Origin of the sequence: Rhodanobacter lindaniclasticus (assembly GCF_004799035.1) — a bacterium.
Taxonomy (GTDB): Bacteria; Pseudomonadota; Gammaproteobacteria; order Xanthomonadales; family Rhodanobacteraceae; genus Rhodanobacter; species Rhodanobacter lindaniclasticus.
Map to the genome: position 1 here is coordinate 58253 of NZ_MWIO01000008.1, position 22613 is coordinate 80865.

General features: G+C 66.7%; 20 protein-coding genes and 3 tRNA genes. 8 read left to right on the forward strand and 15 right to left on the reverse strand.

Going from position 1 to position 22613, the window contains the following annotated elements:
* Positions 1-93 precede the first annotated feature (93 nt).
* From B1991_RS02520 to B1991_RS02530, 3 genes are all read left to right on the forward strand, one after another.
* Positions 94-984 (forward strand): carbon-nitrogen hydrolase, encoded by an 891-nt coding sequence (locus B1991_RS02520; protein WP_136257139.1) that lies wholly within the window; start codon positions 94-96, stop codon positions 982-984.
* 134 nt (positions 985-1118) lie between these two features.
* Positions 1119-2351, forward strand: coding sequence for a TraB/GumN family protein (locus B1991_RS02525; protein WP_136257140.1), 1233 nt, complete (start codon positions 1119-1121; stop codon positions 2349-2351).
* Between the two features lie 58 nt (positions 2352-2409).
* Positions 2410-2496, forward strand: a tRNA-Leu gene (locus B1991_RS02530).
* A gap of 72 nt (positions 2497-2568) precedes the next feature.
* Here the strand turns inward: B1991_RS02530 and B1991_RS02535 are convergent.
* The 9 genes from B1991_RS02535 to B1991_RS02575 form a co-directional block, all read right to left on the reverse strand.
* A tRNA-Cys gene (locus B1991_RS02535) sits at positions 2569-2642 on the reverse strand.
* 92 nt (positions 2643-2734) lie between these two features.
* Positions 2735-2810, reverse strand: a tRNA-Gly gene (locus B1991_RS02540).
* Positions 2811-2847: 37 nt separating this feature from the next.
* Positions 2848-3444: a CDP-diacylglycerol--glycerol-3-phosphate 3-phosphatidyltransferase gene (gene pgsA / locus B1991_RS02545; RefSeq protein WP_136257141.1), complete on the reverse strand. Its 597-nt coding sequence runs from the start codon at positions 3442-3444 to the stop codon at positions 2848-2850.
* Between the two features lie 72 nt (positions 3445-3516).
* Complete coding sequence (uvrC, locus tag B1991_RS02550; RefSeq protein WP_136257142.1) at positions 3517-5358, reverse strand: excinuclease ABC subunit UvrC; 1842 nt, start codon at positions 5356-5358, stop codon at positions 3517-3519.
* A gap of 47 nt (positions 5359-5405) precedes the next feature.
* On the reverse strand, positions 5406-6185 hold the full coding sequence (kdsB, locus tag B1991_RS02555) for a 3-deoxy-manno-octulosonate cytidylyltransferase (protein ID WP_136257143.1): 780 nt from the start codon (positions 6183-6185) through the stop codon (positions 5406-5408).
* Between the two features lie 62 nt (positions 6186-6247).
* Positions 6248-7558, reverse strand: coding sequence for a 3-phosphoshikimate 1-carboxyvinyltransferase (aroA, locus tag B1991_RS02560; RefSeq protein ID WP_136257144.1), 1311 nt, complete (start codon positions 7556-7558; stop codon positions 6248-6250).
* On the reverse strand, positions 7555-8643 hold the full coding sequence (gene pheA / locus B1991_RS02565) for a prephenate dehydratase (RefSeq protein WP_136257145.1): 1089 nt from the start codon (positions 8641-8643) through the stop codon (positions 7555-7557). The genes aroA and pheA overlap by 4 nt, the downstream gene beginning before the upstream one ends.
* Before the next feature lie 66 nt (positions 8644-8709).
* Positions 8710-9795, reverse strand: coding sequence for a 3-phosphoserine/phosphohydroxythreonine transaminase (gene serC, locus B1991_RS02570; RefSeq protein WP_136257146.1), 1086 nt, complete (start codon positions 9793-9795; stop codon positions 8710-8712).
* Between the two features lie 71 nt (positions 9796-9866).
* Complete coding sequence (locus B1991_RS02575) at positions 9867-10634, reverse strand: FHA domain-containing protein (RefSeq protein ID WP_136257147.1); 768 nt, start codon at positions 10632-10634, stop codon at positions 9867-9869.
* Between the two features lie 81 nt (positions 10635-10715).
* On the opposite strand from B1991_RS02575, the gene B1991_RS02580 reads away from it, so the two are divergent.
* On the forward strand, positions 10716-10991 hold the full coding sequence (locus B1991_RS02580; RefSeq protein ID WP_136257148.1) for a polyhydroxyalkanoic acid system family protein: 276 nt from the start codon (positions 10716-10718) through the stop codon (positions 10989-10991).
* 99 nt (positions 10992-11090) lie between these two features.
* Positions 11091-11309 carry a translation initiation factor IF-1 gene (gene infA / locus B1991_RS02585; RefSeq protein ID WP_007081871.1) on the forward strand — a complete coding sequence of 73 codons (219 nt, stop codon included), beginning with the start codon at positions 11091-11093 and terminating at the stop codon, positions 11307-11309.
* Positions 11310-11395: 86 nt separating this feature from the next.
* Here infA and clpA read toward each other — a convergent pair whose 3' ends face one another.
* Entirely contained in the window at positions 11396-13666 is a 2271-nt protein-coding gene (clpA, locus tag B1991_RS02590; RefSeq protein ID WP_136257149.1) for an ATP-dependent Clp protease ATP-binding subunit ClpA, read from the reverse strand.
* 65 nt (positions 13667-13731) lie between these two features.
* A complete protein-coding gene (gene clpS / locus B1991_RS02595) occupies positions 13732-14058 on the reverse strand; it encodes an ATP-dependent Clp protease adapter ClpS (RefSeq protein ID WP_136257150.1) in 327 nt (108 codons plus the stop codon).
* Between the two features lie 118 nt (positions 14059-14176).
* Here clpS and B1991_RS02600 point away from each other — a divergent pair, with 118 nt between their 5' ends.
* Genes B1991_RS02600 through hflD form a run of 3 tightly spaced genes read left to right on the forward strand, consistent with a single transcriptional unit; the run spans position 14177 to position 16435 of the window.
* Positions 14177-14662: an NUDIX hydrolase gene (locus B1991_RS02600; protein ID WP_136257151.1), complete on the forward strand. Its 486-nt coding sequence runs from the start codon at positions 14177-14179 to the stop codon at positions 14660-14662.
* Complete coding sequence (gene mnmA / locus B1991_RS02605; RefSeq protein WP_136257152.1) at positions 14659-15801, forward strand: tRNA 2-thiouridine(34) synthase MnmA; 1143 nt, start codon at positions 14659-14661, stop codon at positions 15799-15801. Before B1991_RS02600 ends, mnmA begins: the two co-directional genes overlap by 4 nt.
* A gap of 10 nt (positions 15802-15811) precedes the next feature.
* On the forward strand, positions 15812-16435 hold the full coding sequence (hflD, locus tag B1991_RS02610) for a high frequency lysogenization protein HflD (protein ID WP_136257175.1): 624 nt from the start codon (positions 15812-15814) through the stop codon (positions 16433-16435).
* A gap of 76 nt (positions 16436-16511) precedes the next feature.
* On the opposite strand, the gene gyrA is transcribed toward hflD, so the two are convergent.
* The 4 genes from gyrA to B1991_RS02630 all read right to left on the reverse strand — a co-directional run bounded on the left by gyrA (position 16512) and on the right by B1991_RS02630 (position 22609).
* Complete coding sequence (gene gyrA, locus B1991_RS02615; protein WP_136257153.1) at positions 16512-19118, reverse strand: DNA gyrase subunit A; 2607 nt, start codon at positions 19116-19118, stop codon at positions 16512-16514.
* Between the two features lie 301 nt (positions 19119-19419).
* On the reverse strand, positions 19420-20439 hold the full coding sequence (mtnA, locus tag B1991_RS02620; RefSeq protein WP_136257154.1) for an S-methyl-5-thioribose-1-phosphate isomerase: 1020 nt from the start codon (positions 20437-20439) through the stop codon (positions 19420-19422).
* A 64-nt stretch (positions 20440-20503) separates the two neighbouring features.
* The gene (locus B1991_RS02625; protein WP_136257155.1) at positions 20504-21571 is read right to left on the reverse strand and encodes a class III poly(R)-hydroxyalkanoic acid synthase subunit PhaC; all 1068 of its coding nucleotides are present in this window, start codon (positions 21569-21571) and stop codon (positions 20504-20506) included.
* Between the two features lie 12 nt (positions 21572-21583).
* The gene (locus tag B1991_RS02630) at positions 21584-22609 is read right to left on the reverse strand and encodes a poly(R)-hydroxyalkanoic acid synthase subunit PhaE (protein WP_136257156.1); all 1026 of its coding nucleotides are present in this window, start codon (positions 22607-22609) and stop codon (positions 21584-21586) included.
* Positions 22610-22613: the final 4 nt, after the last annotated feature.

The window sequence follows — 22613 nt, forward strand, 5'->3', positions numbered from 1 at the left end:
GAAATGCGGTGCCGGCACTTGCCGCCCCATGCACAATCGCCCCTGCGCGGTTCGCTACACTAGGACGTCACGCCACAGGCGGCAGGAACCATGATGACCCGCAAGACCCTCAAGGTCGCGCTGCTGCAGGAGACCGACCGCGGCAGCCGCGACGCCAACCTGGATGCGATCGAAGCGGGATTGCGCGAAGCCGCAGCCATTGGTGCGGAACTGGTGCTGCTGCAGGAGCTGCACAACGGCCCGTACTTCTGCCAGCGCGAATCGGTCGAGGTGTTCGACCAGGCTGAAAGCATCCCCGGCCCCGGCACCGAGCGCATCGGCAAGCTGGCCGCGGAACTGAAGCTGGTGGTGGTCGCCTCGCTGTTCGAGCGCCGCGCCGCCGGGCTGTATCACAACACCGCCGTGGTGTTCGACCGCTCGGCCGCGATCGCCGGCATCTATCGCAAGATGCACATCCCCGACGATCCCGGTTTCTACGAGAAGTTCTACTTCACGCCGGGCGACCTGGGTTTCGAACCGATCGACACCTCGGTTGGCCGCCTCGGCGTGCTGGTGTGCTGGGACCAGTGGTATCCGGAAGCGGCGCGCCTGATGGCGCTGGCCGGCGCCGAGCTGCTGCTCTACCCCACCGCGATCGGTTGGGACCCTGCCGACGAGCAAGCCGAGAAGGACCGCCAGCGCGACGCCTGGATCACCGTGCAGCGCGGCCACGCCGTGGCCAACGGCCTGCCCCTGCTCGCCTGCAACCGCACCGGCTTCGAGAGCGATCCGGCTGACGCGGCCTCGGGTATCCAGTTCTGGGGTTCCAGCTTCGTCGCCGGCCCGCAAGGCGAATTCCTGGCCCAGGCGGGTACCGATGCCCGCGAGCTGCTGCTGGCCGACATCGACCTGGGTCGCAGCGAGAATGTGCGCCGGATCTGGCCGTTCCTGCGCGATCGCCGCATCGACGCCTACGCCGATCTGCTGAAGCGCTTCCGTGACTGACCCTTGGCGATCATCCTTGATCGCGAAGATCAAAAGGCGGCCATCCATGGCCGCACTCTCAGATTTGGGCTTGTGCCGCAGGGGCCTCACCCCCATCCATGGCTTGTCTCCCCGTTGACTGGCGCGCCGTCCGCATGAGTGTTCCCGAAACCGCAATCGCCCCGCCGGCGGCCCTCGAAGGACAGCCGCTGGAGCGCGTGCAGCGCGACGGCGTCGAGTACGTGGTGCTGGGTACCGCCCACGTCTCGCGCAGCAGCATGGAGGCGGTCGAGGCACTGCTGGCCAGCGAGCATTTCGACGCGGTGGCGGTGGAATTGTGCGAAAGCCGCGCGCAGGGCATGCGCGACCCGGAAGCGTTCAAGCAGATGGATCTGTTCCAGGTGATCCGCCAGGGCAAGGCCGGCATGGTCGTTGCCAGCCTGGTGCTGTCCACCTTCCAGAAGCGCCTGGCCGACCAGTCCGGCATCCAGCCCGGCGCCGAGATGAAGGCTGCGATGGATGGTGCCGCCGCGCACGACGTACCGCTGTGGCTGATCGACCGCGAAGTCGGCACCACGCTGAAACGCGCCTGGCGCAGCGTGGGCTTCTGGCAGCGTTTCGGCTTGCTCGGCGGGCTCGCCGCCAGCATCTTCGAACGCAACGACATCGCCAGGGACGAAGTGGAAAAGCTCAAGCAGAGCGACCTGCTGGAAAGCGCTTTCAGCGAGTTTGCCAGCGGCTCGAAACCGCTGTACGAAAGCCTGATCGGCGAGCGCGATGCCTACATGGCGGCGCGCCTGCGCGAGGAAGCCGCGCGCACTCCGTCAGACGAGCCGCGGCGCGTGCTGGTGGTGATCGGCGCCGGTCATCTCAAGGGCCTGTGCTCGCTGCTGCGCGAACAGCACGACGATCCGGCGCGCATCGTCACCGAACTCGCGCAGACCCCGCCCAAGGCAAGCTGGCCGAAATGGGTCGCCGCCGGCCTGGTGCTGCTGGTGTTCGCCGCGATCGCCTGGGCATTCCATCGCAACGCCGCCCTGGGTACGCAGGCGCTGATGGCCTGGATACTGTTCACCGGCGGCTTTGCCGCCCTGGGCGCGGTGGCCGCCGGCAGCCATCCGTTGAGCGTCGCCGCCGCTTTCGTCGCCGCTCCGATCAAGCCATTCCGCCCCGGCATTCCCGCCGGCGGCATCAGCGCGATGGCCGAAGCCTGGGTGCGTCGTCCACGCGTGGCCGACTTCGACAGCTTGCGCGAAGACATCGTGCACTGGACCGGCTGGTGGAAGAACCGCGTGGCGCGCACCCTGCTCAACTTCACCCTGGTCAGCGTGGGTACCCTGATCGGCGAATACAGCGCCGGTTTCCACATCGTCAAAAGCCTGTTCTGACCCGCGTGCTAGCATTCGCGCCGCTGCGGGCGGCACCCTTCGCGGCGTGCGCACTCCGGCCCGGGTGGCGAAACTGGTATACGCAAGGGACTTAAAATCCCTCCGCCGCAAGGCGATGCGGGTTCGACCCCCGCCCCGGGCACCACCCATCGCCAGACAGCAAAAAGCCCGCCATTGGCGGGCTTTTTGTCGGGCTGCCGTGGCAGCCGCGATGCAATGGAGGCCTAGGTCGGAATCGAACCGGCGTACGCGGATTTGCAGTCCGCTGCATGACCACTCTGCCACCAGGCCGTTGCTTGATGCACGCAATCATCGTGACAAGACGATCATCGCATATTCCCCGGAAAACAAAACCCCGGTGATCCGGGGTTCCGTGCAAATCCTGGAGCGGGAAACGAGACTCGAACTCGCGACCCCGACCTTGGCAAGGTCGTGCTCTACCAACTGAGCTATTCCCGCATCGGAGCCGCGCATTCTAATACGTGGATCGGCGTCGTCAAGTCGGCTTGTTCGACGCATCGTCGCGCAGCATCGGCCAGGCCGCGCGCAGGTAGTACAGCCCGGACCAGATGGTCAGGATGCCGGCGATCACCAGCAAGGCCTCGCCGATGTGGTACAGCCGCAGCGCCGTGGCTTCCTTCTCGTGCTGCACGATCAGGACCACCAGCGCCACCATCTGCATCACGGTCTTGAGCTTGCCGATCATCGCGACTTTCACGGTGGCGCTCATGCCGATCTTGGCCATCCACTCGCGCAGCGCCGAGACACTGATCTCGCGCCCGACGATGACCGCGGCCGTCACCGCCATCAGGATGCCGGACCAGCCACTGCTCGGGTGCGACTGCACCAGCAGGAACAGCGTCACCGCCACCATCAGCTTGTCCGCCACGGGGTCGAGGAACGCACCGAACGCCGAGGTGAGTTTCATCCGCCGGGCAAGATAGCCATCCAGCCAGTCGGTGACGGCGGCCAGGATGAACACGATGGCGGCCGTGATGTTGTGGCCGCGGAACGGCAGGTAAAACACCACGATCATCACCGGCAGCAATGCCACGCGGAAAAGGGTCAGCCAGGTCGGCAGGTTGATGCGCATGATTCGTCCTGAAGGTTTGTTGCAGTTTCGCACGTCGCCATGCCGCTGCCACGTGATGGTGCCTGCCGGCATTCAGCCATGCAGGCTGGCGTAGATCTTCTCGGCCAGGTTTCGGTCGATGCCCTTCACTTGCATCAACTCCTCCACCCCCGCGGCCTCCACACCCTGCATGCCGCCAAAGGCCTTCAGCAGCAACGACCTCCGCCGCGCGCCGATGCCCGGGATGTCCTCCAGCACGCTGCGCTCGCGCGCCTTCTCGCGCCGCTTGCGATGGCCGCTGATGGCAAAGCGATGCGCCTCGTCGCGCACCGCCGCGACCAGGTGCAATGCCGGCGACGACGAGCCTGGATGCAGTTCGCGATCCACGCTGCCCGCCTCGTGCCGCGCGAGCACCAGGGTTTCCTCGCCGGCACGCCGGCCCGGCCCCTTGGCCACGCCGACCACCTCGATGCCATCGACCCCCAGGTCGCGCAACACCTCCAGCGCCTGCGCCACCTGCCCGCCGCCGCCGTCGATCAACAGCACATCGGGACGCACGCCCTCGCCTTCAGCCACCTTGCGAAAACGCCGGGTCAGCGCCTGGTGCATGGCCGCGTAGTCGTCACCGGGCGTGATGCCGGCGATGTTGAAGCGGCGGTAGTGCGATTTCTCGGGACCTTCCGGGCCGAACACCACGCACGAGGCCACGGTGAGCTCGCCCATCGTGTGGCTGATGTCGAAGCATTCGATCCGGCGCGGCATGTCCTCCAGCCCCAGCACTTTCTGCAAATCGTCGAAACGCGTGCCCAGCGTCTGCCGGCTGGCCAGCCGCGCGGTAAGCGAGGCCTGGGCGTTGCGCTCGGCCATCTGCAGGAATTGCGCACGGTCCCCGCGCACGCTGGACTTGAGCTCCACCGCGTGGCCGGCATGCTGGCCCAGCACCTCGGCGAGAATGACCTGGTCGGGCAACGCCACACCCAGGATCAGCTCGCGCGGCACCGGCCGATCCAGGTAGTACTGCGCGATGAACTGCGCCAGCACGTCGACCGGCGTGGCATCCAGTGGCAGCCGCGGGAAGAAATCCCGGGTTCCCAGGCTGATGCCGTCGCGGAAAAACAGCACACTGACGCAGGCCATGCCGGCCTCGATGCGGCAGGCGAGCACGTCCATGTCGGCGCTGGCACCACGCACGTGGTGCTGCGCCTGCAACTGGCGCAGCGCAGCGACCTGGTCACGCAGTTTCGCGGCGCGCTCGAACTGCAACGACTGGCTGGCCTGCTCCATCGCCGCGGCCAGTTCGTCGATCACCGCGTTGCTGCGCCCTTCCAGGAACATCTCGGCATGGCGCACGTCCTGGCGATAGTCCTCGACGCTGATCAGCCCCACGCACGGGGCGCTGCAGCGACCGATCTGGTACAGCAGGCACGGGCGCGTACGATTGCGGAAATAGCTGTCCTCGCACTGGCGCACCTTGAACAGCTTCTGCATCAGATTGAGGCTTTCACGCACCGCATGGGCGCTGGGATACGGCCCGAAGTAGCGACCCGGCAGGTTTTTCGCGCCGCGGTGGAAGGCCAGCCGCGGATAGTCCTCGCCGCTGGAGAGGTAGATGTAGGGATAGCTCTTGTCGTCGCGCAGCAGGATGTTGTAGCGCGGCTTGAGCGACTTGATCAGCTGCGATTCCAGCAGCAGCGCTTCACCCTCGGTACGCGTCACCGTGATCTCGACGCGGGCGATCTGCGCCACCATCGCGGCGATCCGCGCCTCCGTCGGCGGCTTCAGGAAATAGCTGCCGACGCGCTTCTTCAGATTGCTGGCCTTGCCCACGTAGAGCAACTCGCCCGCCGCGTCGAAGTGGCGGTAGACGCCCGGCGACGTGGTGAGCGTGCGGAGGAAAGCCTTGCCGTCGAAGGGGGGCGGGTGCGGGGACTGCATGGGAGGATTCTAGCGGCAGCGGGTGGCGACGCTCCCGATATGGAGCCTCACGAGTGCGAGTGCAACCACAGTTCGGCGCGTTCCAGATCCGCCTCGGTATCGATGCCCGGGGGAAACGGCTCGGGGGTCAGTCGCACCGCGATCGCGTAGCCGTGCTCGAGCACGCGCAACTGCTCCAGCGATTCGGTCTGTTCCAGCGGGGTGCGCGGCAGCTGCGTGTAGCGGCGCAGGAACCCGGCCCGATAGGCATAGATACCGATGTGGCGCAGGAACGGCGTACCCGACGGCAGCGCATGCCGATCCGTCGCGAACGCATCACGCGCCCACGGCATCGGCGCGCGACTGAAATACAGTGCGCGCCCGTTGCCGGTGCGTACCAGTTTCACCACGTTCGGATCGAACAGCTCCTCGGCGTCGATGATCGGCGTGGCCAGTGTGGCCATCGGCGCGTCATCGCCCGCCAGCGCCTGGGCGACCGCGCGGATGCCGGCGGCCGGCGCGAACGGTTCGTCGCCCTGCAGGTTGACCACGATGCTGTCGTCGGCCCAGCCGAGCTGCTCGGCGCACTCGGCCAGCCGGTCGCTGCCGGAGGCGTGGTCTCGGCGGGTCATGCAGATCTGCACCTCGTGCTGGCCGGCCAGCGCCTCGGCGATCCGCTCGTCGTCCACCGCCACCACCACGCGGCTGGCGCCGGCCTGTAGTGCGCGCTGCGCCACGCGCACGACCATCGGCACCCCGCCGATCTCGCGTAGCGGCTTGGCAGGCAGCCGGGTCGAGCCGTATCGGGCGGGGATCGCCACGATGAACGAGGGTGAGGCAAGCGACATCGGTCGATCCTTGGCTGCACGTGAAAGCAGGCGTCCACGATACAACGACTGCCGCGACGGGTTCAGCTCGCGTCGCGCAGGGCGAACCCGCAGCCGTTGGCCAGCTCGCGGAAGCCGGGGAACGAGGTGGCCACGTGGCGGCAGTCGTTGATCCGCACCGGTCCGATGGCGCGCAGGCCCGCCACCGCGAAGCTCATTGCGATGCGATGGTCGGTGAGGCTTTCCACCGTGCCGGCGCCGATCGGCCCGCCCTCGACGATCGCGCCGTCCGGGGTCTCTTCGATCCTCACGCCCAGCGCGCGCAGCCCCGCCGCCATGGTGGCGATGCGATCGGATTCCTTCACCCGCAACTCCGCCGCGCCGCGGACCACCGTGCGGCCCGACGCGACGGCAGCTGCGATGAACAGGACCGGGAACTCGTCGATCATGTCCGGCACCAGTGCGACGGGCAACTCGATGCCGTGCAACGGCGCGTGGCGGACCACCAGGTCGCCCACCGGTTCACCGCCGGCCTCGCGTTCGCGTTCTACCACGATATCCGCGCCCATCAGGCGCAGCGCCTGCAGCAGGCCGGTACGACGCGGATTGAGGCCCACCCCCGGCATGCGCAGTTGCGAACCCGGCACGATGCTGGCGGCGACCAGGAAGAACGCTGCCGACGAGAAGTCCGCCGGCACCTCGACGTCGACCGCGCGCAGGGCGTGGCCGCCGTCGAGCCGGGCACGACCCGGCGCAAACTCGATCGGCCAGCCGAACGCAGCCAGCATGCGTTCGGTGTAGTCGCGGGTCGGGTGCGGTTCGAGGATCTCGGTGGTGCCCTGCGCATACAGGCCGGCCAGCAGCAAGGCGGACTTCACCTGCGCGCTGGCCACCGGCAACTCATAGCGGATGCCGCGCAAGGCGCTGCCGCCGTGAAGCCGCAGCGGTGGCAGGCCGTCATGGCTGTCGATGCGTGCACCCATCTGCGCCAACGGATCGGTCACCCGGCGCATCGGCCGCTTCGACAACGAGGCGTCGCCCACCAGCACGCTGTCGAACGACTGCCCGGCCAGCAGGCCGGCCAGCAGGCGCATGCCGGTACCGGCATTGCCGCAGTCCAGCGGTTGCGTGGCCCCGCGCAGGCCGTGCAGGCCCTCGCCGTGGACGATGCGCTCGCCCTCCGTCGGCGCCTCGATGCGTACGCCGAGCTGGGCCAGCACTGCGGCCGTGGCGCGCGTGTCCTCGCCCTCGAGGAAACCGCGGATGCGCGAACACCCTTCGGCGATGGCCGCCAGCATCAGCGCCCGATGCGAGATCGACTTGTCGCCCGGCACGGCGACGCTGCCGTGCAAGGGACCGCCTGCGCCGCTGAGCCAGTCCAGCCGTGCGCTCAAGGCAAGGCCACCGGGTAGGAGCCGAGCACGCGGATCGACGCGGCCGACTCGCCGATGTCGTGCACGGCGGCCTGCAGCGCATCGTCGTCGATGTGGCCGGAGACGTCGATGAAGAACGCGTATTGCCACTTGCCGGTGTGCGCGGGGCGCGACTCGATCCGGTTCAGGCTGATGCCGTGCTTCGCGAACGGACTGAGCACGTCGTACAGCGCGCCGGGCTTGTCGTTGACTGTGACCAGCAGCGACGTGCGGTCGTTGCCCGAGGGCGGGAACAGCGTGCGGCCGATCACCAGGAAACGCGTGGTGTTGTCGGCGCGGTCCTCGATGCCCTGCGCCACCGTCTTCAGCCGGTAGACCTTGCCCGCGCTTTCGCCGGCGATCGCCGCGACATCGTCGGCATGCAGCGCCAGTCGCGCCGCCTCGGCATTGCTCGACACCGCGATGCACTCGACCTCAGGCAGGTTGATGCGCAACCAGGTCTTGCACTGCTGCAGCGACTGCGCATGAGCGTAGATGCGGCGCACGTCTTCCAGTCTGCCGCTGCGCGAATGCAGGCACTGGTGCACGCGCAGCTCGATCTCGCCGCAGATGGTGGCGTCGGAGGTGAGGAACATGTCCAGCGTCACCTGGATCATGCCCTGCCCCGAGTTCTCCACCGGCACCACGCCGAAGTCGGCATGCCCGGCGGCGACCTCCTGGAACACTTCCTCGATGCTGCCCAGCGGCAGGCCGTAGGCGGCGTGGCCGAAGTGCTTGCGCACGGCCTGTTCGCTGAAGGTGCCCTCCGGACCGAGAAAGCCGATCTTCAGCGGGTCTTCCTGTGCCAGGCAGGAGGACATGATCTCGCGAAACAGGCGCACCATCTCGGCGTCGGACAGCGGCCCCTGGTTGCGGTCCACCACCATGCGCAGCACGTGTGCCTCGCGCTCGGGGCGGTAATAGTCGATCGCCGAGAGCCCCTCACCCTTCACCTTCGCCACGGTGCGAGCGTGATTGGCGCGCTCGGAGATGAGCTGCTGGATCTGCCGGTCGATGCTGTCGATGCGCTCGCGCATCTCGCTCAGCGGGGTCTTGGGGTCGTTCATGCCTTGGCCGTCTGGATGGAAAGAAGTCCATTTGCATGCGAGCATCCCATGCTCCGCGAACGATGTTCAACCATGGCGCGTGGCAAAGTCGCGCATGAACGCAACCAGCGCCTCGACCGCCTCCAGCGGCACGGCGTTGTACAGCGATGCACGCATCCCGCCCACCGCCTTGTGCCCCTTCAAGGCAAGCAGCCCGGCGGCCTCGGATTCCTGCAGGAACGGCGCATCCAGCGCGCTGTCGTGGAGGGTGAAGGGTACGTTCATGCGCGAGCGCGCGGCCGGATCCACCGGGTTGCGGTAGTAGCCACCGGAGCCGTCGATGCTCGCGTACAGCAAGTCGGCCTTGGCGCGGTTGGCTGCACCCATCGCGGCCAGTCCGCCCTTCGCCAGCAGCCACTGGAAGGTGAGCCCGGCGAGGTACCAGCCCCAGGTATTGGGCGTGTTCAACATCGAATCGGCCGCGGCATGGTCGGCATAGCGGAAGATTCGCGCCATCGGCCGGCCCGCGCGTTGCAGCAGGTCACGGCGGATGATCAGCAGCACCAGCCCGGACGGGCCGATGTTCTTTTGCGCGCCGGCATAGACCAGGCCGAACCGGCGCACGTCCAGCGGCGCGGACAGGATGTTGGAGGACATGTCGGCGACCAGCGGCACCTCGCCCACCTCGGGCACGTCGGGGAACTCGACGCCATGGATGGTTTCGTTCGGCGTGTAATGCACGTAGGCGGCGCGCGGATCGAGCTGCCAGCTTTCGCGCGGCGGCAGCTGCCGATAGCCGGCGGCCTTCGCGCTGGCGGCCACGTTGACCTTCACGTAAGGCGTCGCCTCGCTGATCGCCTTGGCGCTCCAGTGGCCGCTGTCGATGTAGTCGGCGCTATCGCCCTCGCCCGCCAGGTTCATCGGGATCTGGGCGAACTGCTGGGTCGCGCCGCCCTGCAGGAACAGCACGGCGTGGTCTGCGGGAATGTCCAGCAGTGCGCGCAGGTCCGCTTCGGCTTGCGCGGCCATGGTGATGAAGCGCTTGCCGCGATGGGACTGCTCCATCACCGAAGCGCCACTGCCCTGCCAGTCGGTCAGCTCGTCGCGGGCACGCTCGAGCACGGCCAGCGGCAGCGCGGCGGGACCGGCACTGAAATTCCAGACTCTGCTCACGGGGTTTCCTGCGGCGTCGAGGGGTTGTTCCGCATTATGCCGCGGCGCAACATGCTTTCGTCAACCAGCGATCAGAAGCGCACCAGCAACACCAGGGCGATGGCCAGCGCCAGTGCGGCGGCAGTCGCGATCAGCCACCACACTTCGCCGGAGGGACCGGCTGCCGCCTCGGGCAAAGCCGCAGACCGCGGCGCAGGCTCGACCGGTTCCGGCTCGGGTTCCATGCCCGGAGCCTCCAGCACGAAGCGGTGCATCGCCACGCCGATCTGGTCGCCGTCCTGCAGCGCCACGCATTGCGTCACCACACCGTTCACCCGCAACGGATGCCGCGCCGACGGCAGGGTCGACTCCAGCATCAGCCGGCCCTCCTGCCAACCGATGCGCAGGCCCGCCGCCTCGCCCGCCGGCAGGCCCGGCAGGCAGCGACCAGCTGGGCCGAATTCCAACCCGTCCTGCACCGGCAGCAGCCGCCCGGACAGCGGGCCGGCGACCGCACGCAGCGCCACGATGCACCGTTCGTGCGCCGGAACCTGGCGCGGCTCGCGCAGCGCGGGGTCGTCGTCGTCACGCAGCAACATGCGGCAATCGCCGATGCTGACCACGTCGCCCGGGCGCACCAGCGCACGCTCGCGCACCGGCCTGGCGTTGACATAGATACGGTCGGCCGAGGGCAGCACCTGGAGCACCCAGCCACGGCGATCCTGCTCGATGCGCACGTGCCGCGCGGCCGCCTGGCTGGCAGCCAGCACCAGGTCGTTGGCGGCGTCGCTGCCGATGCACAGCCGTGCCTGCGTCCAGCGGAAATCCTCGCGAGCGGCGTTGGGAAATTCGATGCGCATGGCGTGCCAGATCGATGAATCGCGAGACTCTACCATGCGCCTGCGTGGCAGTAAGATGGGCGCTTTGCCGGAAGCATCCCGATGCCGAGCATCCACATCCGCCGCCCCCATCAGTTGCCGATGGCCGAGGCCCGCGCCCGCGTCGACCAGGTGGCGGCGCGCATGCAGGAGAAGTTCGGTCTGGCCGGCGAATGGCAGGGCGATACCCTGGGTTTCTCGCGCCCGGGCCTCACCGGCTCGATCGCCGTGGAGCGCGAGGCGATCGAGGTGCAGGCGCGGCTGGGCATGATGCTGACCCCGTTGAAGGGCGTGATCGAACAGGAGATCCGGCGCAAGCTGGAGGAGCTGTTCGCCTGACCCTGCCCAGGGCCTTGATGATTCTTTAACCATGCCGCCATTCGTGGCATAATCGACGGCTTACGCGGCCACATCGGTCGCGCGTGAAGCCCGGGATATATGGCCAAAGACGACGTCATCGAAATGGAAGGCACGGTCCAGGAGACCTTGCCCAACACCATGTTCCGCGTGCAGCTGGAGAACGGTCACGTGGTGATCGCGCACATCTCCGGGCGCATGCGCAAGCACTACATCCGCATCCTCACCGGCGACAAGGTCAAGATCGAGATGACCCCGTACGACCTGAGCAAGGGTCGCATCACTTACCGCATGAAGTAGGCCGCCCTGCAGGGCGGTACCGCAGAAAGCAGAAAGCGGCGCCATGCGCCGCTTTCTGCTTTTCCGACACCTGTATCAGCCGGGCGTCATTCGACGATGGCCGGCAGCTTGGCGGCAGCCTTGCACTCGACCTTCAGCTCGCCATCGGCCACGCTCAGCGTGACCACGCCGCCGTCGACCAGCTTGCCGAACAGCAGCTCGTCGGCCAACGCCCGCTTCACCTTCTCCTGGATCACCCGCGCCATCGGCCGTGCGCCCATCTGCGGGTCGAAGCCGTGCTCGGCCAGCCAGCGGCGGGCATCGGCGCCCACGTCCAGGCTCACCTTCTTCTCGGTCAGCTGGCTTTCCAGTTCGATCAGGAACTTGTCGACCACGCGCAGGATGTGCTCGAAATCCAGCGAGTCGAACTGGATGATCGCATCCAGCCGGTTGCGGAACTCCGGCGTGAAGATGCGGCGGATCACTTCCATTGCATCGGACTCGTGCTTCTGCTCGACGAAACCCATGGTACGTCGGGAGGCAATGGCCGCACCCGCATTGGTGGTCATCACCACCACCACGTTCTTGAAGTTCGCCTCGCGGCCGTTGGTGTCGGTGAGCACGCCGCGGTCCATCACCTGCAGCAGGATGTTGAACACGTCCGGGTGCGCCTTCTCGATCTCGTCGAGCAGCAGTACCGCGTGCGGATGCTTGGTCACCGCCTCGGTCAGCAGGCCGCCCTGGTCGAAGCCGACGTAGCCCGGGGGAGCGCCGACCAGGCGCGACACCGAGTGCCCTTCCATGTACTCGGACATGTCGAAGCGGATCATCTCGATGCCGAGCTGCATTGCCAGCTGCTTGGTGACCTCGGTCTTGCCGACACCGGTCGGGCCGGCCAGCAGGAAGCAGCCGATCGGCTTGGACGGATCGGCCAGGCCCGAGCGGGCCATCTTGATTGACGCGGCCAGTGCCTCGATCGCCGGGTCCTGACCGAACACCACCATTTTCAGGTTGCGCTCGAGGTTGCGCAGCACGTCGCGATCGGAAGCGGAGACCTGCTTCTCCGGAATGCGTGCCATCTTGGCCACGATGTACTCGACCTCGCTGACGTCCACGGTGCCGGTGCGCTTGTCTTCCGGCAGCAGCCGCTGACGCGCGCCAGCCTCGTCGATCACGTCGATCGCCTTGTCCGGCAGCAGCCGGTCGGGGATGTGCTTCACCGACAGGTCGACGGCCGCCTTCAGCGCGTCGTTGGTGTAGGCGACATGGTGGTGTTCCTCGAAGCGGGAACGCAGGCCCTTGAGGATCTCCACGCTGTCGGCCACGGTCGGTTCGACCACGTCGATCTTCTGGAAGCGGCGGGCCAGTGCGCGATCCTTCTCGAACACGCCGCGGTATTCCTGGAACGTGGTCGAACCGATGCAGCGCAATTCGCCCGAAGCCAGCATCGGCTTGATCAGGTTCGACGCGTCCATGGTGCCGCCCGAAGCGGAGCCGGCGCCGATGATGGTGTGGATCTCGTCGATGAACAGGATCGCGCCGGGCTGCTTCTTGAGCTGCGCGATCACGCTCTTGAGGCGCTTCTCGAAATCGCCGCGGTACTTGGTGCCGGCCACCAGTGCACCGAGATCCAGCGCCCAGATGGTGGCACTCTCCAGCACCTCGGGCACTTCGCCGTCGACGATGCGCTTGGCCAGGCCCTCGGCCAAGGCGGTCTTGCCCACGCCGGCCTCGCCGACATACAGCGGATTGTTCTTGCGCCGGCGGCACAGCACCTGGATGGTGCGCTCGATCTCGTCGGCGCGGCCGATCAGCGGGTCGATCTTGCCCTCCAGCGCCAGCTCGTTGAGGTTGCTGGCGAACTCGTGCAGCGGGTTGCCCTTCGGCTCGCCGCCCTCCTCGCCCTCACGCTCGCCGCCGGCCACACCGGCGGCCGGCTCGTCGCCGATCTTGGCGATGCCGTGGGAAATGTAGTTGACCACGTCGAGCCGGGTGATCTCCTGCTGGTGCATGAAGAACACCGCATGCGAGTCCTTCTCGCCGAAGATCGCCACCAGCACGTTGGCGCCGGTGACCTCCTTTCGACCGGACGACTGCACGTGGTAGACGGCGCGCTGCAGCACCCGCTGGAAGCCCAGCGTGGGTTGCGTGTCGCGCTCGTCGCCCGGCGGCAGCACCGGCACCGTCTCGCCGATGATGCGGGTCAGCTCGCCGGCCAGGCGCGGCAGGTCGACGCCGCAGGCGCGCAAGGCACCCAGCGCCGACTGGTTCTCGGTCAGCGCCAGCAGCAGGTGCTCCACCGTCATGAACTCATGGCGTTGTTCGCGGGCCTGCTTGTAGCAGTGGCCGATGGTGACTTCCAGATCCTTGCTGAACATTCGGATCGTCTCCGCTAGCTTGTTGGGCGGCCTTCAACGCCGCGATGAGCACGAAATGGGGGCGTTCAGAGCTTTTCCATAGTGCACAACAACGGGTGCTGGTGCGAGCGTGAATATTCGTTGACGTGGGTGACCTTGGTTTCTGCCACTTCCCGCGTGAACACGCCGCACACGCCGCGCCCACGGGTATGGACGTGCAGCATGATCTGTACCGCCTGTTTCTGGTCCAGGCCGAAGAAACTGCGCAATACCTCCACCACGAAGTCCATCGGTGTGAAATCGTCGTTCAGCAGCAGTACCTGAAACAGTGGCGGGCGAGCCACCTCGGGCTTGGCGGTTTCCAGCGCCAGGCCGCGGCCGCTGTCTTGCTCATGTTCGTTTTCGTTGGCCATGATTTCGTGGGAGGTACTTGTTTCGGTTCAAAGTATACGCGCCGCCGATCCCGCCCTGCGCGCCAGCGTTTCCTTCAGGTAGTGGCACAATGGACGTTTTTCCACCCCTGCATTTTTGATGGCCGACCCCACGCCCCGCCCCGAGATCTGGCGCCCCCACGTCACCGTGGCATGCGTGGTGACTGACGCCGGGCGCTATCTGATGGTGGAGGAAGAGGTCGCGGGCCGACTGGTCTGCAACCAGCCGGCCGGGCATCTTGAGGATGGCGAGACGCTGGCCGCCGCGGCCGTGCGCGAGACGCTGGAAGAGACCGGCTGGACGGTCGAACTGCAGCACCTGATCGGCGTGCAGCAATGGCGCAGCAGCGAGCACGGCGAGGCGGTGATCCGCTTCAGTTTCGCCGCCCGGGCAGTTGAGCACGACGCCGGCCGTCCGCTGGACACCGGCATCCGCCGCGCCTTGTGGATGACCCGCGACGAAATCGCCGGCCTCGGCGAGCGCCTGCGCAGCCCGCTGGTGCTGACCAGCATCGATGCCTGGCTGGCCGGGCAGCGGCTGCCGCTGTCCAGCCTGAGCTGGGTGCGCGGAGGGTCGCGCGAATGAAGGTGATGCTGGGTATTTCCGGTGGCGTCGACTCGTCGGTGGCTGCCCTGTTGCTGCAACAGCAAGGCCACGACGTCGAAGGCCTGTTCATGCAGAACTGGGAAGAGGACGACCGTGACGGCCCGTGTACCAGCGACGCCGATCGCAGGGACGCGGTGGCGGTCTGCGGCCGACTGGGCATCCCGTTCCATGCGCGCAATTTCGCCGCCGAGTACTGGGATGGCGTGTTCGAGCACTTTCTCGCCGAATACCGTCGTGGCCGTACACCCAACCCGGACGTGCTGTGCAACCGGGAAATCAAGTTCCGCACCTTCCTGGACGAGGCTCGCGCGCTCGGTGCCGAGCGCATCGCCACCGGGCATTACGCCCGTGTCGATTGCGTGGACGGACGCTACCGGCTGTTGCGGGCGCGGGACGCGGCGAAGGACCAGAGCTATTTCCTGCATGCGCTGGGCCAGCAGGCGCTGGCGGCGACGCTGTTCCCGCTGGGCGACCTGGAAAAGACGCAGGTGCGCGCCCTCGCGCGTGACGCGGCATTGCCGACCCATGCAAAGAAGGATTCCACTGGCATCTGCTTCATCGGCGAACGCGATTTCCGCAGCTTTCTGGCGCAGTACATCCCCGCGCGCCCGGGCGAGATGCGCACGCCTGACGGCCATCGGGTCGGCGAGCACCAGGGCGTCATGTATTACACCCTGGGCCAGCGCAATGGACTGGGCATCGGCGGCCGGCATGGCGCCAGCGGCGAACCCTGGTTCGTGGTGGGCAAGGACGTACCGGCCAACGTACTGATCGTCGCCCAGGGTGGCGAAAACCACTGGCTGCTGTCGCGGCGACTGCAGACCGAAGTGCCGCACTGGATCGCCGGCGCACCACCTGCCGCGGAGTTTCGTTGCACCGCCCGCACGCGCTACCGCCAGGCCGATCAGGCCTGTTCGGTCAGCGTGAGCGAGGCCGGTCTCGCTGTCACCTTCGACGTGCCGCAACGGGCCGTCACGCCAGGGCAATCGGTGGTCTTCTATGCTGGCGAGGTCTGTCTCGGCGGCGCGGTGATCATGGCGACCGATGCGGCTTATGGCGGGCTGCCGCCAGCCTCCACCTCCACAGCGCACTTCAAGGAATCGCAAATCCGTGTTTGAAACCTTCGGCATGAACGAGGAACGCGTGCTCGCCCTCGCCGGGCTGTTCCAGGCCTGTTCGCTGGCCCAGCAACTGGCCAATGAGGGGCGCTGTGACGATACGGCCATGCAGGCCGGCGTGGCCAGCATCTTCCGCATCGACGCGCCCTCGGTCGTGGCCGTGTACGGCGGTGTTTCCAACCTCCGGCTCGGCCTGCGCAACCTGGTTGCCCAACTGGACGAGAGCGAACGCGACATGTCGGTGACCCGCATGGTGGTCACCGTGATGCGGCTGGAGCGCAGCCTTTCCGGCCGCCCCGAACTGATGGAGAAACTGCAGCAGGGCATCCTGGCCGCGCAGCGCCAGGTCGAGCATTTCGGGCAGGACTCGACCCAGGTCAGCGGCCGCCTTGCCGAACTGTACGCGTCCACGCTGTCCACGCTGAGGCCTCGAGTGATGGTCAGCGGTAATCCGCAGCAGTTGCAGCAGCCGGCAGTAGTTGAACGGGTGCGCGCAAACCTGCTGGCCGCGATGCGCTCGGCGGTGCTGTGGCGCCAGGTGGGTGGGCGCCAATGGCAGTTGCTGGTGTTCCGCCGCCAATGCAGCATGCTGGCCCGTGGCCTGCTGACCGGTGCGACCCTGGACCATCGCTGAGAAGTACCCGACTCGCGCGCCCCGGATGACGAAAGGCCCCGGTTTTGCCGGGGCCTTTCGTTTCAGGACGAGCGCTTCACTCGTCCCCGACGGGAAGTCCCCCGGCCGGTCCCGTGTCGCCCGCCGGCGCCTCGCCCTCGCCGGACTCGTCGCCGTTGCCCTCCTCCGCTTCCAGCCGCATCACGCTGACCAGCGTTTCGTCGGCGGGCAGGCGGATAAGGGTGACGCCCTGGGTATTGCGGCCAAGTTGCGAAACCTCCGCCACGCGCGTGCGCACCAGGGTGCCCTGGTCGGAAATCAGCATCAGTTCGTGCGCTTCAGTGACCTGCACCGCCCCGACCAGCGGGCCGTTGCGCTCCGAGCACTGGATGCCGATGACGCCCTGCGTGCCCCGCCCCTTCTTGGTGAACTCGGCCAGTTCGGTGCGTTTGCCGTAGCCGCGTGCGGTGGCGGTGAGGATGTCGCCTTCCGCCGCGACGATCAGCGATACCACCTCGGCGCCGCCGACCAGCTTCATGCCGCGCACGCCAGCGGCGGTGCGACCCATCGAGCGCACGGTGTTCTCGTCGAAACGATTGACCTTGCCGTTGGAAGCGAACAGCAGGATGTCGCTGTCGCCATCGGTCAGCTCCACGTTGACCAGTGCATCGTCGTCATGCAGCTTGATCGCCAGCTTGCCCTTCTGCAGCTGGAAGGCGAACTCGGTCAGCGGGGTCTTCTTCACCGTGCCGTGCTTCGTGGCAAAGAACACGAAACGATCCTCCGCATACTCGCGGATCGGCAGCACCGCCTGCACCTTCTCGCCCCCACCCAGCGGCAGCAGGTTGATGATCGGCTTGCCGCGCGCGCCGGGGCCGGCCTCGGGAATCTGGTAGACCTTGAGCCAGTAGACGCGGCCCGTGCTGGTGAAGGTGAGCAGGGTATCGTGCGTGTTGACCACCCACAGCTGCTCGACGACGTCCTCGTCCTTCAAGGCGGACGCCGAGCGGCCCTTGCCGCCGCGCCGTTGCGAGCGGTAGATACTGGCCGGCTGGCGCTTGACGTAGCCGGTATGCGACAGCGTGACGACCATGTCTTCCGGAGCGATCAGGTCGAGGACGTTGAGATCCTCCTGCGAATGCTGGATTTCGGTACGCCGGGCGTCGCCGAACTCCGCCTTCACCGCCTCCAGTTCCTCGCGGATCACCTCCAGCAGGCGATTGGGGTTTTCCAGGATCTCGATCAGGCCGCGGATGGTTTCCAGGATCTGGCGGTATTCGTCGGAGAGCTTTTCCTGCTCCAGCCCGGTCAGGCGATGCAGGCGCATGGCCAGGATTTCCTGCGCCTGCACGTCGGACAACTGGTAGCCGTCGGCCTTGAGGCCGTCACGCGGGTCCATGTCCTCCGGCCGCGAGGCATCCGCGCCGGCAGCGGACAGCAGCGCACCCACCATGCCCGGCTGCCACTTGCGCGCCAGCATGCGCTCGCGCGCCTCGGCCGGCGACGACGAGGTCTTGATCAGCTCGATCATCTCGTCGATGTTGGCCAGCGCCACGGTGAGGCCTTCGAGGATGTGCGCGCGGGCACGGGCCTTGCGCAGCTCGAAGATGGTGCGGCGGGTGACCACTTCGCGGCGGTGACGAATGAACGCCTCGAGGATGTCCTTGAGGCTCAGCAGCTTCGGCTGGCCATCCAGCAGCGCCACCATGTTGATGCCGAAAGTGACCTGCAGCTGGGTCTGCTGGAACAGGTTGTTCAGCACCACGTCGCCCATCGCGTCCTTGCGGATCTCGATGACGATGCGCATGCCGTCCTTGTCGGACTCGTCGCGCAGCTCGCTGATGCCCTCGAGCTTCTTTTCCTTGACCAGCTCGGCGATCTTTTCGATCAGCCGCGCCTTGTTCACCTGGTACGGCAGTTCGTGGACGATGATCGTCTCGCGTCCGTTCGACTCGGTTTCGATCTCGGCCTTCGCGCGCACCAGGATGCGGCCGCGGCCGGTGCGGTACGCCTCGATGATGCCCGACGAGCCATTGATGATGCCGTAGGTCGGGAAATCCGGGCCCGGGATGTAGTGCATCAGCTGGTCGATCGAGAGCGCGGGCTCGTCGATCAGCGCGATCGTCGCCGCAATCACCTCGTTGAGGTTGTGCGGCGGGATATTGGTGGCCATGCCCACCGCGATGCCGGCCGAACCGTTGACCAGCAGGTTCGGCACGCGCGAAGGAAGCACCAGTGGCTCGCGCTCGCTCTCGTCGTAGTTGAAGCCGAAGTCGACGGTGTCCTTGTCGATGTCCGCCAGCAGTTCGTGGGTGAGGCGCGACATGCGCACCTCGGTGTAACGCATGGCGGCGGCGTTGTCGCCGTCGACCGAACCGAAGTTGCCCTGGCCGTCGACCAGCAGGTAGCGCAGCGAGAACGGCTGGGCCATGCGCACGATCGCGTCGTAGACCGATTGATCGCCATGCGGGTGGTATTTGCCGATCACGTCACCGACCACGCGGGCCGACTTCTTGTACGGCTTGTTCCAGGCGTTGCCCAGCTCGTTCATCGCGAACAGCACGCGGCGATGCACCGGCTTGAGCCCATCGCGTACATCGGGAAGCGCGCGTCCGATGATCACGCTCATCGCGTAATCGAGGTAGCTCTGACGCATCTCGTCTTCGATGTTGACGCGAATGATTTCTTTGGCGGTTTCTGCCATTGATTGGCTTCCCTGTAGACAAAAAAAGGACGCTGGCGCCGCGTCTCAAGCGCATGCGCGAGCGACCCGAAATCAACCTGTGAATTGTAGCACGGATGGCTACAAAACGACAGGTTTTAAACCATTTAAATCAATGACTTGCAGCGCCATCGCGACGCCGGCACAAGGGCGTCCGAAATGTGCTCAAGAATTGAGCAGCGCGCGGGGCGTGGAAGCCCCTGGCCAGGTCGCGTCGACGGCCACCGGACAAGCACGGCGAGCGCCGCGACGGCGGTGCGAGGCAACGTCATAACCCTGGAAATCAGTGCCCGAACATCGCCTGCATCGACAGCGTGTCAGGTCGTTCGATCACGCCGCGCTCGGTGACGATCGCATCGATCAGCTCGGCGGGCGCGACGTCAAAGACCGGGTTCCACGCCTGCGCGCCCTCCACCACCACGCGCTTGCCTCCGCTGGAGAGAAGCTCGGCCGGGTCACGCAGCTCGATCTCGATTTCCTCACCGTTGGCGGTCGCCATGTCTACCGTGGATGAGGGCGCCACCACCATGAACTTGACGCCGTGGTATTTCGCGCCGATCGCCAGCTGGTAGGTGCCGATCTTGTTGGCAGTGTCGCCGTTGGCCGCGATGCGGTCGGCGCCGACGATCACCCACTGAACCGCGCCGGACTTCATCAGGTGTGCAGCGGCAGAGTCGGCGATCAGCTGGGCCGGGATACCCTCGCGCACCAGTTCCCACATGGTCAGCCGCGCGCCCTGTTGCCACGGACGCGTCTCGCCGGCGTAGACGCGGACGATCCGGTTGGCGGCGACACCGGCGCGGATCACGCCAAGTGCAGTGCCATATCCGGCGGTGGCCAGCGAACCGGTATTGCAATGGGTAAGCACGCCCGAGCCCGGCGCGATCAATGCCGCACCCAGCTCGCCCATGCGGCGATTGGCGGCCAGATCCTCGTCCTGGATCGCCTGCGCCTCGCGCAACAGCGCGGCGGCATCGGCGCCTGCGGCGATGCGCTTCTTCATCCGGTCCAGCGCCCACATCAGGTTCACTGCGGTGGGCCGGGCGGCACGCAACTGCGCCAATACCGGTTCCAGTGCCACGCCCTGCTGCGCCGCCATCGCCACGCCCCAGGCGGCGGCGATGCCGATGGCCGGCGCGCCGCGCACGGCCAGGTCGCGGATCGCCTGGGTCACCTGTGCCGCATCGCGGCATTCGATCCAGTGCTCCTGCGCCGGAAGCAGGCGCTGATCGAGCAGGCGCAGATGGTCGCCCTGCCATTGCACGGCGCGAATGGAATCGTGGGTATCGGCGGAGGTAGTCATCCGCTGATTATCGCCTGTCGTGCACGGATTCCGCACGACAGGCGATCACATGCAGGCGCGCGACTCAGTCGCGCTGGCGCAACCACTGGTGGATCGCTGGCGGCACCTCGCGCTGCGCGCGGCCGGATACATAGATACCGATGTGACCACCCTTGAACGCGAGCTGGGTGTAGTCGGTGGTACCGACGTGCTTGCCCAGCGCGCGCGAGGCGTCGGGCGGTACCAGGTGATCCTGCTCGGCGAAGATGTTCAGCACCGGCTGGGTGATCATGCCCAGGTCCACGCTGTGGCCGCCGATCTCCAGCGTGCCCTTGACCAGCTTGTTGCCCTGGTAGAAATCCTTGATGAACTGGCGGAACGCCTCGCCGGCCTGGTCGGGCGAATCGAAGATCCAGCGCTCCATGCGCAGGAAGTTCTCCAGCTCGGCCGGGTTGTCGAGGATGTCGACCATGCCGATGTACTTCTGCTGGTTCAGCCGCAGCGGTTTCAGCGTGAGGTAGACATAATTCATCAGACCGGCGGGGATGTTGCCCATGGTGTCGACGAACAGGTCGACGTCCATGCTGCGGCACCAATGCGACAGCATGTTGTCCGGCGTGTGGAAGTCCACCGGGGTGACCATGGTGATCAGGTTCTTCACCTTGTCCGGATGCAGCGCGGTGTAGCACAGCGAGAACGCGCCGCCCTGGCAGATGCCGAGCAGGTTGATCGCCTCCAGACCGTGGCGCGCGCGCACCGCATCCACGCAACGATCGAGGTAGCCGTTGATGTAGTCGTCCAGGGTCAGCCAGCGATCGGCGCCGTCGGGATAGCCCCAGTCGATCAGGTAGACGTCCTCGCCCTGCTCCAGCAGGTTGCGCACCATCGAGCGGTCGGCCTGCAGGTCAGTCATCCACACCGTGTTGACCAGCGCGTAGACGATCAGCAGCGGGGTCTTCGACGTCGCCTTGCCGTGACCGGTGAAGTGCCACACTTTCAGCTTGTCTTCGCTGTAGACCAGTTCGCGCGGTGTGTTGGCGTACTCGGGCTCGTGCATGTTGCGCAGGTTGGCCATGCCGGCGGCCAGCTTGCGCTGGAAGATGGCGATGTCGGCCAGCGCCCGGGCCGGGTCGATGCGCAATGGCGTTTGCATGGCGAGTCTCCTTTACTTGCGCTTGCGCGGGTTGGGTACGGTTTTGGGCGTGGATTTGCGCACGGCTTTCGTCGGTGCCTTCTTCGCGGCGGCCGCTGGCCTGGCCGCAACCTCCTTTTTCGCCATCGCCGGTGCCGGGCGCTCGGCCAACTGACGTTTCAGCGCCGCCAGCTCCCGACGCAGGGCCATGATCTCGTCAGCATGATCGGTGGCCACAGCACTGTGGCTGGCGCGAACCTCGCGGCGCAAGGCCTGCAGCCGCTCGCCGAGGCTGGATACCTCGCTGCGCGTCGGCACGCCGAGCTGCTGGCAAAGCTGTTCGGTCTGCTGTTGCTGCAGCTGGCGCACGCGCATCTGCGTGTCGACCATCTCGCCGTAAACGCCACGGAACTCATCGGACAACGCGATCTCGGCATAGGCCTCTTCGGAGGCGTCCACCCACAAGTCATACAGCGCTTTCAGCGAGTCGACCTGACGGCCCGGCTCGGCCAGTTTGCCTTGCAGACGCTGCATGCCTTGCGCGTTGGCGCGCTGGATCAGCTCCTGGTAGCGGGCGGTGGCTTGCATCGAGGCCATCAAGGCCGTGGCCAGCGCCTGCTGTTGCATCTGCTGCTCGCGGTTCAGACCGAACGCCGGGGTCGGTCCCTGCGCTCCGGCCAGGTCGGCGAAACCGCTGTGTCGAGCCGCCTGCAGCCACGACTGCCATTGCCGCATGAAACCCTCGGCACCGGCGCTGTCGATGCCGCCGAACGCCTGCGCGAAGGGCTGGCTGGCGCCACCGAACATCTGCTGCAACTGCTGACGCCAGTCCGGGGCCGGCTGGGCCGCGCCACCGCTGGCGGCTGCCTGCATCCAGTCGAAATAGCCCTTCAGCCCGGCCAGCGTGCGCTCCAGCGTGTCGTTGCCGGCCGCAGGCGCCGGCGGGGGGGTGAACGGATTGGCTGCGGGCGATGGCTGGAACTGGCGCGTCCAAGCATCCCACGACTGCTGCGCCAACGCCTGGTAGTCCTTGATGAAATCGTTCGCCGGATCGGCCATCGGT